12 protein-coding genes are annotated in these 13,714 nt (G+C 70.1%); 8 read left to right on the top strand and 4 right to left on the bottom strand.

From position 1 onward, the window contains the following. The 4 genes from OG936_RS24410 to OG936_RS24425 all read left to right on the top strand — a co-directional run bounded on the left by OG936_RS24410 (window position 1) and on the right by OG936_RS24425 (window position 3,433). On the top strand, window positions 1–918 hold the full coding sequence (locus OG936_RS24410; RefSeq protein ID WP_406497442.1) for a F0F1 ATP synthase subunit gamma: 918 nt from the start codon (window positions 1–3) through the stop codon (window positions 916–918). Continuing rightward, window positions 918–2,360 (top strand): F0F1 ATP synthase subunit beta, encoded by a 1,443-nt coding sequence (gene atpD / locus OG936_RS24415; protein ID WP_266905398.1) that lies wholly within the window; start codon window positions 918–920, stop codon window positions 2,358–2,360. Before OG936_RS24410 ends, atpD begins: the two co-directional genes overlap by 1 nt. Before the next feature lie 110 nt (window positions 2,361–2,470). Beyond that, the gene (locus tag OG936_RS24420; protein WP_406497443.1) at window positions 2,471–2,845 is read left to right on the top strand and encodes a F0F1 ATP synthase subunit epsilon; all 375 of its coding nucleotides are present in this window, start codon (window positions 2,471–2,473) and stop codon (window positions 2,843–2,845) included. A 141-nt stretch (window positions 2,846–2,986) separates the two neighbouring features. Next, window positions 2,987–3,433 (top strand): DUF2550 domain-containing protein, encoded by a 447-nt coding sequence (locus OG936_RS24425; protein WP_406500587.1) that lies wholly within the window; start codon window positions 2,987–2,989, stop codon window positions 3,431–3,433. A 301-nt stretch (window positions 3,434–3,734) separates the two neighbouring features. Here OG936_RS24425 and OG936_RS24430 read toward each other — a convergent pair whose 3' ends face one another. The 3 genes from OG936_RS24430 to OG936_RS24440 all read right to left on the bottom strand — a co-directional run bounded on the left by OG936_RS24430 (window position 3,735) and on the right by OG936_RS24440 (window position 7,619). Beyond that, window positions 3,735–5,606 carry a glycosyl hydrolase family 18 protein gene (locus OG936_RS24430; RefSeq protein ID WP_406497445.1) on the bottom strand — a complete coding sequence of 624 codons (1,872 nt, stop codon included), beginning with the start codon at window positions 5,604–5,606 and terminating at the stop codon, window positions 3,735–3,737. 169 nt (window positions 5,607–5,775) lie between these two features. After that, on the bottom strand, window positions 5,776–6,426 hold the full coding sequence (locus OG936_RS24435; RefSeq protein WP_383750960.1) for a response regulator: 651 nt from the start codon (window positions 6,424–6,426) through the stop codon (window positions 5,776–5,778). Continuing rightward, complete coding sequence (locus OG936_RS24440; RefSeq protein ID WP_406500589.1) at window positions 6,423–7,619, bottom strand: sensor histidine kinase; 1,197 nt, start codon at window positions 7,617–7,619, stop codon at window positions 6,423–6,425. The genes OG936_RS24435 and OG936_RS24440 overlap by 4 nt, the downstream gene beginning before the upstream one ends. Window positions 7,620–7,770: 151 nt before the next feature. Here OG936_RS24440 and OG936_RS24445 point away from each other — a divergent pair, with 151 nt between their 5' ends. Next, complete coding sequence (locus tag OG936_RS24445) at window positions 7,771–8,313, top strand: hypothetical protein (protein ID WP_406497446.1); 543 nt, start codon at window positions 7,771–7,773, stop codon at window positions 8,311–8,313. A 215-nt stretch (window positions 8,314–8,528) separates the two neighbouring features. Here OG936_RS24445 and OG936_RS24450 read toward each other — a convergent pair whose 3' ends face one another. After that, the gene (locus OG936_RS24450) at window positions 8,529–9,101 is read right to left on the bottom strand and encodes a cob(I)yrinic acid a,c-diamide adenosyltransferase (RefSeq protein WP_266748606.1); all 573 of its coding nucleotides are present in this window, start codon (window positions 9,099–9,101) and stop codon (window positions 8,529–8,531) included. A 290-nt stretch (window positions 9,102–9,391) separates the two neighbouring features. On the opposite strand from OG936_RS24450, the gene OG936_RS24455 reads away from it, so the two are divergent. The 3 genes from OG936_RS24455 to OG936_RS24465 all read left to right on the top strand — a co-directional run bounded on the left by OG936_RS24455 (window position 9,392) and on the right by OG936_RS24465 (window position 13,565). Beyond that, window positions 9,392–10,240, top strand: coding sequence for a 3-hydroxyacyl-CoA dehydrogenase family protein (locus OG936_RS24455; RefSeq protein WP_266748607.1), 849 nt, complete (start codon window positions 9,392–9,394; stop codon window positions 10,238–10,240). A 236-nt stretch (window positions 10,241–10,476) separates the two neighbouring features. Beyond that, entirely contained in the window at window positions 10,477–10,800 is a 324-nt protein-coding gene (locus OG936_RS24460) for an STAS domain-containing protein (RefSeq protein ID WP_250967584.1), read from the top strand. 230 nt (window positions 10,801–11,030) lie between these two features. Beyond that, entirely contained in the window at window positions 11,031–13,565 is a 2,535-nt protein-coding gene (locus OG936_RS24465; RefSeq protein WP_406497448.1) for an ATP-binding protein, read from the top strand. Window positions 13,566–13,714: the final 149 nt, after the last annotated feature.

Genomic DNA, 13,714 nt, shown 5'->3' on the forward strand with positions numbered 1-13,714 from the left:
ATGGGCGCTCAGCTTCGCGTTTACAAGCGCCGCATCCAAGCCGTCACCGCGACCAAGAAGATCACCAAGGCGATGGAGATGATCGCCGCCTCGCGCATCGTCAAGGCGCAGCGCAAGGTGGCGGCGTCGATGCCGTACGCGACCGAGCTCACCCGCGCGGTGACCGCGGTGGCGACCGGCTCGACCACCAAGCACCCGCTCACCACCGAGGCCGAGTCCCCGGTCCGCGCCGCGGTTCTGCTCATCACGAGCGACCGCGGTCTGGCCGGCGGCTACTCCTCCAACGCCATCAAGGCGGCGGAGCGGCTCCGGGAGCGGCTCGCAGGTGAGGGCAAGGAGGTCGACACGTACATCGTCGGCCGCAAGGGTGTCGCTTACTACGGCTTCCGCGAGCGCAAGGTCGCAGACTCCTGGACCGGCTTCACCGACAGCCCGTCGTATGCGGATGCCAAGAACGTCGCTGCGCCGCTGATCGAGGTCGTCCAGAAGGACTCGGCCGAGGGCGGCGTCGACGAACTGCACATCGTCTTCACCGAGTTCGTGTCGATGATGACGCAGAACGCGGTCGACGACCGGATGCTGCCGCTTTCGCTCGACAAGGTTGCTGAAGAGAGCGGTGCGAAGGGCGAGATCCTTCCGCTGTTCGACTTCGAGCCGTCGGCCGAGGACGTCCTCGACGCCCTTCTGCCACGCTACGTCGAGAGCCGTATCTACAATGCACTGCTGCAGGCAGCCGCTTCCGAGCACGCCGCCCGCCGCCGCGCGATGAAGTCGGCGACCGACAACGCCGGGGATCTGATCAAGAGCCTCTCCCGGCTTGCCAACGCGGCCCGCCAGGCCGAAATCACCCAGGAAATCAGCGAGATCGTCGGCGGTGCAGGTGCTCTGGCCGACGCGTCCGCGGGGAGTGACAAGTAATGACGACGACAGTTGAGACGGCCGCTGCCACGGGCCGCGTCGCCCGGGTCATCGGCCCGGTCGTCGACGTGGAGTTCCCCGTCGACGCGATGCCGGAGATCTACAACGCCCTGCACGTCGAGGTAGCGGACCCGGCCGAGGCCGGCGCCCGTAAGACGCTGACCCTCGAGGTCGCCCAGCACCTGGGCGACGGCGTGGTCCGCGCGATCTCGATGCAGCCCACCGACGGTCTGGTCCGCCAGGCTCCGGTGACCGACACGGGTGCGGGCATCACCGTCCCGGTCGGTGACATCACCAAGGGCAAGGTGTTCAACACCCTCGGTCAGATCCTGAACGAGCCGGAGGCCGAGGCGCAGATCACCGAGCGCTGGCCGATCCACCGCAAGGCCCCGGCCTTCGACCAGCTCGAGTCCAAGACCGAGATGTTCGAGACCGGCCTGAAGGTCGTCGACCTGCTGACCCCGTACGTCAAGGGCGGCAAGATCGGTCTGTTCGGTGGTGCGGGCGTCGGCAAGACGGTCCTCATCCAGGAAATGATCATGCGTGTGGCGAAGCTGCACGAGGGTGTGTCGGTGTTCGCCGGTGTCGGTGAGCGCACCCGTGAGGGCAACGACCTCATCGACGAGATGACCGACTCGGGCGTCCTGGACAAGACCGCGCTGGTCTTCGGCCAGATGGACGAGCCGCCGGGCACCCGTCTGCGGGTCGCGCTGTCCGCCCTGACCATGGCGGAGTACTTCCGCGATGTGCAGAAGCAGGACGTGCTGCTCTTCATCGACAACATCTTCCGCTTCACGCAGGCCGGTTCCGAGGTCTCCACGCTGCTCGGCCGTATGCCGTCCGCAGTGGGTTACCAGCCGACCCTGGCCGACGAGATGGGTGTGCTCCAGGAGCGCATCACCTCGACGCGTGGTCACTCGATCACCTCGATGCAGGCGATCTACGTCCCCGCGGACGACCTGACCGACCCGGCCCCGGCCACCACGTTCGCCCACCTCGACGCGACGACGGTGCTCTCCCGTCCGATCTCCGAGAAGGGCATCTACCCGGCCGTGGACCCGCTGGACTCCACGTCCCGCATCCTGGACCCGCGCTACATCACGCAGGAGCACTACGACGCGGCCAGCCGTGTCAAGGGAATCCTGCAGAAGTACAAGGACCTCCAGGACATCATCGCGATCCTCGGTATCGACGAGCTGGGCGAGGAGGACAAGCTCGTTGTCCACCGTGCCCGTCGCGTCGAGCGCTTCCTGTCGCAGAACACCCACGCCGCCAAGCAGTTCACCGGCCTGGACGGTTCGGACGTGCCGCTCGACGAGTCGATCGCCGCGTTCAACGCGATCTGCGACGGTGAGTACGACCACTTCCCGGAGCAGGCGTTCTTCATGTGCGGCGGCATTGATGACCTCAAGGCCAAGGCCAAGGAGCTCGGCGTCTCCTGAGCCGATGGCTCACCGAGGGGGGCGGGTGCGTCCCGTCCCCCTCACCACGCCCCGTAGAATTGACCCAACACCCGGCATGAACGGCCGGGTGGTGACCCGAGGAGCCACCCTTGGCTGCTGAGCTGCACGTCGAGCTGGTCGCCGCGGACCGCAGTGTCTGGTCCGGCGAGGCCACCCTGGTCGTCGCGCGCACCACGTCCGGCGACATCGGCGTCATGCCCGGTCACCAGCCGCTTCTGGGTGTGCTGGAATCGGGCCCGGTGACGATCCGTACGAGCGATGGTGCGACCGTGATCGCCGCTGTGCACGGCGGTTTCATCTCGTTCGCGGACGACAAGCTCTCGCTGCTCGCGGAGATCGCGGAGCTGGCGGACGAGATCGATGTCCGGCGCGCCGAGCGTGCGCTGGAGCGTGCGAAGTCGGACACGGACGCCGCCTCCGAGCGGCGCGCCGAAGTGCGACTGCGTGCGGTGTCGGCGCACTAGCGCACCGCGACCACGTAGCTTTACCCTCAGCCGCGGCCCGAGCTGGAGACCCCTCCAGACCGGGCCGCGGCTGAGGCGATGCAGATGCGGTTGTAGTTCTGGCGGTATCCGTTACTCGACGACGCGAGGAGGTTGGTGGAGATGTTCCTCGCGCTGTGGGTGGGCGGGCTGGTCGTCGCACTGGTCATGGTTGGACTCTTCGTCTTCGGTCTGCGCCGGCGGCTGATTCAGCGCTCCGGTGGGACCTTCGACTGCAGCCTGCGATGGAATGTGCCGGAGGAGCCCGATCTCTCGGGCAAGGGCTGGGTGTATGGCGTCGCCCGGTACAGCGGAGACCGGATCGACTGGTTCCGGGTCTTCTCGTACTCTCTGCGCCCGCGCCGGGGCCTGGAACGTTCCGCGATCGAGGTGGTCGCCCGTCGGCTGCCCGAGGGCGAGGAAGAGCTGGCACTCCTGTCTGACGCCGTGGTGCTCGGCTGTCTTCATCGTGGGACCCGCCTTGAGCTGGCCATGAGCGAGGACGCGCTGACCGGATTCCTCGCCTGGCTGGAGGCGGCTCCGCCCGGCCAGCGGGTCAACGTCGCCTAGAAGACTCATGAAGATCTTGGCCGGGCTCCCGACGCCTGGTACGCACACCTGCGGCGTTGCCAAAACGACCTGACAGCTCCTTCCTCAAGCTCTCAACTGCGTTCGAGCAGGGGAGGCCCCATCTGAGGCCGCTTCGGCGCCTTGCAGCTGCACGCACCGGACGCCGCTCGCTGATCCGGCCAAGATCTTCAGCACCCTCCTGGGGTCTTTCGAACAGCAGCATGCGAAAAGCCGGGGAGACGGGGGGCGGACCCGTCTCCCCGGCTGCTTTTCGGGGTGGTGCGCGGTACTGAGTGGGGGACTACTTCAGACCGTTGCTGATCGCGCCGACGAGTTCGCCGTTGCTGGTGTCACCGCTGAACTCCCAGAAGAACGCGCCTCCCAGGCCCTGGCCCTTCGCCCAGGTCATCTTGGACGCGATGGTGGCCGGGGTGTCGTAGCTCCACCAGTTGGTGCCGCAGTGCGCGTACGCGGTACCGGCGACTGTTCCGGTGGCCGGGCAGCTGGTCTTGAGGACCTTGTAGTCCTCGATGCCGGCTTCGTACGTGCCGGGGGCCGCTCCGGTGGCGGTGCCGCCGGGCGCGTCCTGGGTGACGCCGGTCCAGCCGCGGCCGTAGAAGCCGATGCCGAGCAGCAGCTTCGAGGCCGGGACACCCTGCGCCTTCAGTTTGGCGATGGCGTCGGCGGAGTTGAAGCCGGCCTGCGGGATGCCGTTGTACGAGGTGAGCGGGGAGTGCGGGGCGGTCGGGCCCTTCGCGTCCCAGGCGCCGAAGAAGTCGTACGTCATCACGTTGTACCAGTCGAGCGACTGGGCGGCGCCCGCGTAGTCGGTGGCGTCGATCTTGCCACCGGTGGAGGCGTCGGCGGTGATGGCGGCCGTCACCAGGTACTTGCTGCCGAACTTCGAGCGCAGCGCCGAGGTGATGCCCTTCAGTGCGGCCGGGCCGCTGGTGTCACAGGTCAGGCCGCAGGCGTTGGGGTACTCCCAGTCGATGTCGATGCCGTCGAAGACATCGGCCCAGCGGGGGTCCTCCACCAGGTCGTAGCAGGACTGGGCGAACGCGGCCGGGTTCTTCGCGGCCTCACCGAAGCCGCCGGACCAGGTCCAGCCGCCGAAGGACCACAGCACCTTGATGTTCGGGTACTTCGCCTTGAGCTTGCGCAGCTGGTTGAAGCTGCCGCGCAACGGCTGGTCCCAGGTGTCGGCGACGCCGTCGACGGACTTGTCGGCGGTGTACGCCATGTCGTAGTCGGCGTAGGAGTCACCGATCGCGCACTTGCCGCCGGTCACATTGCCGAAGGCGTAGTTGATGTGCGTGATCTTCGCGGCCGAACCCGAGGTGTCCAGGTTCTTGACGTGGTAATTCCGGCCGTAGACGCCCCAGTCGGTGAAGTAGCCGAGGTTGACCTTGCCGCCGGTGCCGGGGTTGCCGCCGCCACCGGTGGTGTGGACCTTGACCGCACCGCTGACCGGACCGGTCTGGTCAGCGGTGTCACGGGCCTGCACGGTGTACGAGTAGTCCGTGCCCGCGGTGAGACCGGTGTTGGTGTACGTCGTACCGGTGACGGTGGCGACGACGGCGCCGTCGCGCAGCACGTCGTAGTTCTTGATGCCGTGGTCGTCGGTCGCCGCGGTCCAGCTCAGCTTGACCGAGGTGTCGGTGATGGAGCTCGCGGTGGGGGTTCCCGGGGCGGAGGGGGCGTTGTCGCCGGGGACGCTGCCGCCGTCGCAGGAGGCGCCGTTCAGCTTGCAGCCGGTGGGGGCACCGGAGCCGGTGCCGTTGAAGCCGAAGGAGACGCTGGCGCCCGGTGCGACCGAGCCGTTCCAGCCGACGTTCTTGGCGGTCCAGTGGGTTCCGGAGCCGGTGACGGTGGCGTCCCAGGCGGAGCCGACCGCGGTGCCCGAGGGGAAGTCCCACTCGATGGTCCAGGAGGAGAGGGCGGTGGTGCCGGTGTTCTTCACCGTCCACTGGCCCTCGAAGCCGCTGCCCCAGTCGGACTTCTTGAGGTACGTGGCGGTTGCCGAGGTGGCGGCTTCGGCGGGGGCGGCCAGGCCGACCATCGCGGCGAGCGGAAGAAGCAGCGCGGTGAGGCCCGCGACGGCTCTGGATCTGGTGGCTCTGCCGGTCCCGAATCTGAACCGGGTCCGGTGTAGGGGGGTTTCAGTGCTCAACGGTGCTCCTCGGGTGAGGTCCGGACAAACGGGGGTGGTCCGTGGACTGCAAACCCTGCGCCGCCCTGAGCACGCCTTGTCATGGTGCACTCACCGCAGTGTGCTCGGTGAGACTAGGAAGGTCTGGACCAATCGTCAAGAGGTCCAGACCAACGTTCGGAGCTAAACCTCAGATACCCAACTCCCGCGCCAGCACCGCCGCCTGGACCCGGCTGCGCAGCTCCAGCTTGCCCAGCAACCTGCTGACGTGCGTCTTCACCGTCGCCTCGGCCATCGAGAGCCGGACCGCGATCTCGGCATTCGACAGCCCGGCGCCCAGAGCACCGAGCACCTCGCGCTCCCGCCGGGTGAGAGCGTCGAGCACCGCAGGATCGGGCGCGTTCACCGGCCGTACGGGGGTGTTCCCCGCGAACTCCGCGATCAGACGGCGCGTCACGGCCGGGGCGATCAGCCCCTCGCCGCGTGCCACCGTACGTACCGCTTCGAGCAGATCGCGTGCCTCGGTGTTCTTCAGCAGGAACCCCGCCGCCCCCGCCCGCAGCGCCCCGAAGACGTACTCGTCCAGATCGAAGGTCGTCAGCACCAGCACGTCCGCGAGTCGCTCGGCCACCACCTGTGCGGTCGCCGACACCCCGTCGAGCCGCGGCATCGACACGTCCATCAGCACCAGATCGGGCCGCAGCTCGCGGGCCAGCCGCACCGCCTCCTCGCCGTCCCCGGCCTCGCCCACGACCTCGATGTCCGGCGCGCTGCGCAGAATGAGCACCAGCCCCGCACGGACGGCCGACTGGTCCTCGGCGACCACCACCCGGATCGTCATGCCTTCACATTCCCTTCCGCCACGGGCAGTTCGGCACGTACCCGCCAGATCATCGGTCCGTCGCCGGTGCGCACCGGACCCGCCTCGATCGCTCCGCCGAGCAGCACCACCCGCTCCCGCATACCCACCAGACCGGCCCCCGTGCCGGGCGCGCGCGGCCCGGCACGGCGGCCGAACACGCTGCTGACCTCCACGGCGAGCAGCGGCCCGGCCCACCCGAGCCGCACCACCACCGGGCCGGGCGCGGCATGCTTGAGCGCGTTCGTCAGCGACTCCTGGACGATCCGGTACGCGGCCAGCTCGACCGGTGCGGGCAGCGGCCCCCGCTCGTCGCGGACGTCCTCGAAGACGCAGGTCAGACCGCTTGTCGCGGCGTTCGTACGGGCCTGCCCGATCAGCGCGTCCAGCGAGGCGAGCGTCGGCGAGGTGCTCGGCTCCGGGTTCGCGTCACCGGTGCGCAACAGCCCGATCAGCCGGCGCATCTCGGCGAGGCCGTCGACGCTGTTCTCGCGGATCACACCCAGCGCCTCGCGCGAGGTGTCCGGCTCGTCGATGGAGAGCGCGGCGGTGGAGTGGATGGCGATGGCGGAAAGATGGTTGGCCACCATGTCGTGCAGCTCTCGGGCCATCCGGGCGCGCTCCGCGGTCACCGCCTGCGTCCGGTCCATCTCGGCCAGCAGCGCGGTCTGATCGGCGCGCAGCAGGGCGGCCTCGGCGGCGTCCCGGTGGTTGCGGACGCTGACCCCCGTGATGGCGGGCAGGAAGGAGACCATACCCGTGACGACGCCGATGAGCACCGCCTGCGGGTTACGGAACCAGGCCAGGAATCCGATCGTGACCGCGACCGTGATCAGGAACGTGGTCACCGGGATGCGACGGGCGGCGGACGGTGTCCCGTACAGCACGGCCGCGTACATCAGGTCGGTGAACATCAGCACCGTCGCCAGATTCCCGACCGTGAACTGGTCCGCGACCAGCGCGAGCGTGCCGATGACCAGCGCCGCCTGCGGGGCGTTCCTGCGTACCAGTTCGAGCCCCGAGACGACGGCGAGCGGCAGCAGGGAGACCCACGGCGCGACGAAGGGCCGGTCGCCCTGCATGTGCAGCCCGAGCACCCACAGGAACAGACCGCCGAAGAGACCGATGGCGGCGATGAGTACGTCGTGGCGGTGCGGCCGGGCGAAGGAGAACACCCTCCCATCCAACACGGCGGCCCGGCCCCGGACCTCCCTACCGGGGGTGAGGCCCGAGTACATCGAAGGATGCAGCCGCGGTTCGTCACTGCCGACGACGATTCCGGGCACCTCGGCCGGAAGACTGGAGGCAACGGGAAGGAGAAGTGCCGTGATCGTCACGCTGATCGTGCTCTGCGAAGTCGCCTTCTGGGTGCTGCTGGCCGTGGGGCTCGCGCTGCGGTACCCGGCGAAGAAGCCGCGCCTGGGCGCGGCCGTGCTGCTGTGCGAGCCGCTGCTGGAGGTCGTACTGCTGGTGGTCACGGCCATCGACCTGAAGAACGGGGCCGAGCCCGACTGGAAACACGGGCTCGCCGCGGTCTACATCGGTTTCACGGTGGGGCTCGGCCACTCCACGATCCGCTGGGTGGACGCCCGGGTCGCCCACCGTTTCGCGGGCGGCCCGCCGCCGGTGAAGCCGCCGAAGTACGGAATGGCCCGGGCGGTCCACGAGTGGCGGGTCGCGGCGCGCTGGACGGTCACGGCCGTGGTCGCACTGGTGCTGCTCCAGGCCGCGGTCTGGTACGTGGGCGGCGACGGGGACGTGTCGTCGCTCCAGGCGTGGCAGCAGACGATGCTGTTCGTGATCGGGATCAACGTGGTCATCGCGGGGGGCTACACGGTGTTCCCGAAACGGGAGCCGGCCGGCCGCTGAGTGGCCGGCCGGGCGTGGACCGCACCCGTCCGGCGCCGTCGGCTACCGCACTCGTCCGGCGCCGTCGGCTACCGCACTCGTCCGGCGCCGTCGGCTACCGCACCCGTCCGGCGCCGTCGGCTACCGCACCCGTCCGGCGCCGTCGGCTACCGCACCCGTCCGGCGCCGTCGGCTACCGCACCCGTCCGGCGCCGTCGGCTACCGCTCGCCTCCGGCTATCGCTCGCCGCCCGGCACCCACAGCACGTCGCCGACCTCCTTGTTCGCCGTCCTCGCGAGGATGAACAGCAGGTCGGAGAGCCGGTTGAGATACGTCGCCGTCAGCGCGTTCATCACCTCGCCGTGCACCTCCAGCGCCGCCCACGTGGACCGCTCGGCCCGCCGGACCACGGTGCACGCCTGGTGCAGCAGCGCCGCCCCTGGCGTACCGCCCGGCAGGATGAAGCTGCGCAGCTTCTCCAGCTGTTCGAGGAAGTGGTCGCAGTCCGCCTCCAGCTTGTCGACGTAACTCTGCTCGACCCGCAGCGGCGGGTATTTCGGGTTCTCGACGACCGGCGTCGACAGATCCGCGCCCACGTCGAACAGGTCGTTCTGCACGCGGACGAGAACCTTCACGACGTCCTCGGAGAGCTGCCCGAGCGCGATCGCGGTACCGATGACGGCATTGGCCTCATTGGTGTCGGCGTACGCGGAGATGCGCAGATCGGTCTTGGCGGTCCGGCTCATGTCGCCGAGGGCGGTGGTGCCCTGATCGCCGGTGCGGGTGTAGATACGTGTCAGATTGACCATGCCGCCAGCCTAGTGACGCGACGGGGCAACGCCTGCGGGGAGGGGCACCGGTCGCGCACCGGCCCGGCGGAGGACGCTCACGGTGCGAGAAGGTCCTCAACTGCGCCCGGCGCGCTGCTGAATGACGTGTCCCGGTGTGATGTCCGTCATGTGAGACGTGACGCGCATCTCTTCACCGCCCCAGGACCCCTCGCGGGTACTAATCTCCGCCGGAGAGCATGTGAACAAGGGGCAGGACCGGCCGTGCGGCGACCAGCCGCAGAGGCGAACAGAAACCGAGGGGTGTACACGTGGCCAGGAAGCTCGCCGTCATCGGAGCCGGACTCATGGGATCCGGCATCGCGCAGGTCTCCGCCCAGGCGGGCTGGGACGTCGTGCTGCGGGATGTCACCGACGAGGCCCTGACCCGTGGACGCGACGGCATCAAGGCCTCGTACGACAAGTTCGTCTCCAAGGGGAAGCTGGCGGCGGCCGACGCCGATGCCGCGCTCGCCCGCATCACCACCACCACCGACCTCGACGCGGTCGCCGACGCGGATGTCGTCGTCGAGGCCGTCTTCGAGAAGCTGGAGGTCAAGCACGAGATCTTCCGGGCCCTCGACAAGATCGTCCGGGACGACGCCGTGCTCGCCTCCAACACCTCCGCCATCCCGATCACGAAGATCGCGGCCGTGACGGAGCGCCCCGAGCGGGTCGTCGGTGTGCACTTCTTCTCACCGGTCCCCATGATGCAGCTCTGCGAACTCGTACGCGGCTACAAGACCAGCGACGAAACCCTCGCCACCGCACGGGAGTTCGCCGAGTCCGTCGGCAAGACCTGCATCGTCGTGAACCGCGATGTGGCCGGCTTCGTCACCACCCGGCTGATCTCGGCGCTCGTCGTCGAGGCCGCCAAGCTGTACGAGTCCGGCGTCGCCTCGGCCGAGGACATCGACACCGCCTGCAAGCTGGGCTTCGGCCACGCCATGGGGCCCCTGGCCACCGCGGACCTGACCGGCGTCGACATCCTGCTGCACGCGACGAGCAACATCTACACCGAGTCGCAGGACGAGAAGTTCGCCGCACCGGAGCTGATGCGCCGGATGGTGGATGCTGGTGACATCGGCCGCAAGAGCGGGCAGGGCTTCTACACGTACTGATCGTTTTCGGTCCACCGGTTTGCCTGATCTGCCGTCGATCAGGCCCGGAGACCGGGGGGAGTTACCCGGAATCAGCGGATCCGCACGGGTCCGTGCCGGGCCTCGGTCACTCAACGGAGTGAATCCGGTATCGGTTCGCTTACAGACGGCAACTTCCCTGTCGCTGCCGCAGTCAGTTGTGGAAGAGACAGAACAGACAGACGAACCTTGCAACGGAGTAATCCCGGGGAGCGCATATGCACATCAGGGGCGACCACGCCGAGTTGGTCGTCGGGGGCCGCCTCGATGTCCGAAGCGCGGCGGACGCCCGTACGGTCCTGCACTCGGCCCTCGACGACGGAGTCGGCGACCTGGTGCTCGACCTGACCGAGCTGGATTCCTGGGACGCCACCGGACTCGGCGTCATCATGGGCGCACACCGCCGGGCCGGCCGGGCCGGACGACGGCTGGTGCTCCGCGGTGTGCCGCCGCAGATGCAGCGCCTGCTGGTGGCGACCCGACTGCACCGCATCCTGGCCATCGAAGGCGGGATCGCCGCGGACTCCCTGCCCCGCGTGTAGGGCCGGTCCGGCCCGGTCGCGCGGCGCGACCGAGGGCGCACATTCCGCACGAGAACGTGCGCTTCGGGCGGTGTGGCCCCCCGACTGTGCGGGTACACCGTGCGACGGTCTAGGGTTCGGCCGTCCGCCGATTGACGGAACCCACCGGGCGGACACCGGACCAGAAGCGACAGCAGGGCGTGCGAGGCCGGGAGGGGCAATCGTGCGCTACGCGTCTGGGGGCTTTGGCGATGGACCCGACACACCGGGGACCGGAAGAGTACGGCCGGGACAACGACGGCTTCGGCACGCCGGACGGCCGGCGCCGGCCGTCCGGCGACGTGTCCCCGAGCTCTCAGCCCCGTTCGGGCAGCAGGGGAGGCCCCGTCGCGCCGGATTTCGGTCAGCAGACGCCGCAGCAGGCGCGTGTCGTACGGCTCATATCGGGCGACTACCTCCTCACCGTCAATCCGGTCGACGGCAGCGAGGTCGAGCTGTGCCCGCCGGGGGAGCAGCCCGACCCACCGGCCCGGCGCACCGCGGCCGAGCGTACCGACCGCGAACGCGCCACCGCGCCGCCCGTGCCTGCGGGGCCGCCCGCCCCGCAACTGCCCCTCCTGGAGCGCGCGGAAGAACGCGAACGGCTGGCGCGCCTGCTGGCCCGCGGCCACTCGGTGCGGCTCATCGGACCGGCCGGATCCGGCCGTACGGCACTGCTGGACGCTGTCGCCGCCGACTGCGCGGACCTCGCGCCGGACGGGGTCGTACGGCTCTGCGGCCACAAGCGGACCGCCACCGACCTGCTGTACGGGCTCTTCGAGGCCGTGTACGAGGCGCCGCTGCACCGGCCCGACCGCGCAGGTCTCCTCGACAGCGTCCGGACCATCGGCGCCGTCGTCGTACTCGACGACCTGGAATTCGGCGGGGCCGCCCTGGAGGAGCTGCTCGACGCCACGCCCGAGTGCGCCTTCCTGTTCGCGACGACTCCGGACGTTGCCGCACCCACCGGCGACTCGCACCTCGAAGAGGTCGTCCTCGCGGGCCTCGGGCGCGGCTCCTCGCTCGAGCTGCTGGAGAACGTCGTCGAGCGAGCGCTCACCGACGAGGAGGCGAACTGGGCGGGAGACCTCTGGTTCGAGTCGGAGGGGCTGCCGCTGCGCTTCGTCCAGGCGGGCGCCCTGCTGCGCCAGCGCGACATGCTGCGCACCGACCCCGAGGCGTACGACGGCCTCGACCTCCGGTCCACCGAGGCGCCCTTCGGGCACGACGAGGACATCGACGGCGTCCACATACCGCTGCCCAGCCTCGGCGAGGGCGCGGCGCCCGCCGCGCTGCTCGCCTCGCGGCTGAGCGGGGCCGCCCGCGACACCCTGCGCTTCGCGGTCGCACTCGGCGGCGAGGTGCCGCACCAGGCGCATCTGCCGGCGCTCGTGGGGGACACCCACGCCGACGCCGCGCTCGGTGAGCTGGCCGGCTGCGGACTGCTCTCCCCGGCCGGCCCCCGCTACCGGCTGGCCGCAGGAGTCGCCGCCCAGCTGGCGGCCGCCGGATACGACGGGGACAGCACCGACCGGGCCCGGACGGCGGTCCAGCACTACGCCTGGTGGGCCGGTCACCCCTCGGTCACCCCCGCGCGGGTGACCGCCGAGGCCGACGCCATCGTCGCGGCCATGGCGCAGCTTGTCCCCGGCGAGGGGGCGGGGCAGACCAGCGCGGCCGTGCTGCTGGCCCGCAGCGCCTCCCCCGCCCTCGCCGCCGGACTGCACTGGGGCGCCTGGGAGAGGGTCCTGCGGCTCGGTCAGGAGGCGGCCAGGATCGCCGGAGAGGTCGCCGAAGAGGCGTATTTCCACCACGAGTTGGGTGTTCTCGCGCTCTGCACCGGCAATCCGGACCGGGCCAGGGCGGAGCTGGAGACCTCGATCAGCATGCGCGGGGCGCTCGCCGACAAGTCCGGTGCGGTGGCCGGGCGGCGCGCGCTCGCCCTGGTCGCGGACCGTTCCGGCGGCTCGCTGCCGGACGTTCTCGCGCCGATGGGCGATGAGGCGCCGGTCCCGTGGCCGGACGAGCCGGTGCGGCCGCCCGTCGGTCCGACGACAGGCGTGACGCAGACGCTGTCGCGGCCGTACGAGGAGGCCACCGCGGTGATGGCCCGGCAGAGCGCCCCCTCGGCCGCCGGAGGTGCGCGGGGAGGCCGCCCGGCGTTGCTGGGCAAGGCCCGTCGCAATCCCGTCGCGGTGGGCGCGGGCGTGCTCCTGGCCGGTGTGCTCGGCACGGTGGTGGCGCTGGGGCTGAACTCCGGCGGCGATGCGCAGGGGAATCCGGGGGGCACGAGCGAGGATTCGGTGAGCCAGGACGACAGCGGCAACGAGGCCCCGGCGGACGGGCCGACGGATGGTTCGGCCCCCGCGGGCCCGGCGTCCAGCGGCGTCGCGGTGACGCCGGGCCCCTCGGACAGCGAGGTCACGCCGAGCGCAAGCGGTACGCCGTCCGGTGGCTCGGCGGAACCGGGCGACACCCCGTCGTCGGCGGCACCGTCCAGCGGCCAGCCGTCGTCGCAGCCGCCGACCGGGCCGAGCAGGTCGCCCAGCCCGACGAAGCCCACGCCGACGAAGCCGAGCAGCCCGTCCCCGAGCCCCTCGGACACCAACTCCCCGAGCCCGACGGAGACGGCGACCGAGCCCGAGCCGACCGAGCCCGACACGTCCGATTCGGCGAGCGGGCCATCGCTGACGTCGTCGTCACCGGCGGCGGCAGCGAGTGGGGACAGCAGCCCCATCGTGGTCTGAACCGCCCCGTGGACGCCGAACGCCGGACGTGACGTACACGTCCGGCGTTCGAAGAAGTTCGGGGACGAGGCTCGGAGGAGAGGCTCGGAGGAGAGGCTCGGAGAAGAATTTCGGCGACGAAGTCCGGCGACGAAGTTCGGCGACGAAGT

Source organism: Streptomyces sp. NBC_00846, assembly GCF_045207325.1.
Taxonomy (GTDB): Bacteria; Actinomycetota; Actinomycetes; order Streptomycetales; family Streptomycetaceae; genus Streptomyces.

Coding starts and splice junctions, on each gene's coding strand:
- OG936_RS24460 (WP_250967584.1), top strand. CDS start 10,477: ATGCACATCAGGGGCGACCACGCCGAGTTGGTCGTCGGGGGCCGCCTC.
- OG936_RS24465 (WP_406497448.1), top strand. CDS start 11,031: ATGGACCCGACACACCGGGGACCGGAAGAGTACGGCCGGGACAACGAC.
- OG936_RS24425 (WP_406500587.1), top strand. CDS start 2,987: ATGTTCCTCGCGCTGTGGGTGGGCGGGCTGGTCGTCGCACTGGTCATG.
- OG936_RS24435 (WP_383750960.1), bottom strand. CDS start 6,426: ATGACGATCCGGGTGGTGGTCGCCGAGGACCAGTCGGCCGTCCGTGCG.
- OG936_RS24450 (WP_266748606.1), bottom strand. CDS start 9,101: ATGGTCAATCTGACACGTATCTACACCCGCACCGGCGATCAGGGCACC.
- atpD (WP_266905398.1), top strand. CDS start 918: ATGACGACGACAGTTGAGACGGCCGCTGCCACGGGCCGCGTCGCCCGG.
- OG936_RS24410 (WP_406497442.1), top strand. CDS start 1: ATGGGCGCTCAGCTTCGCGTTTACAAGCGCCGCATCCAAGCCGTCACC.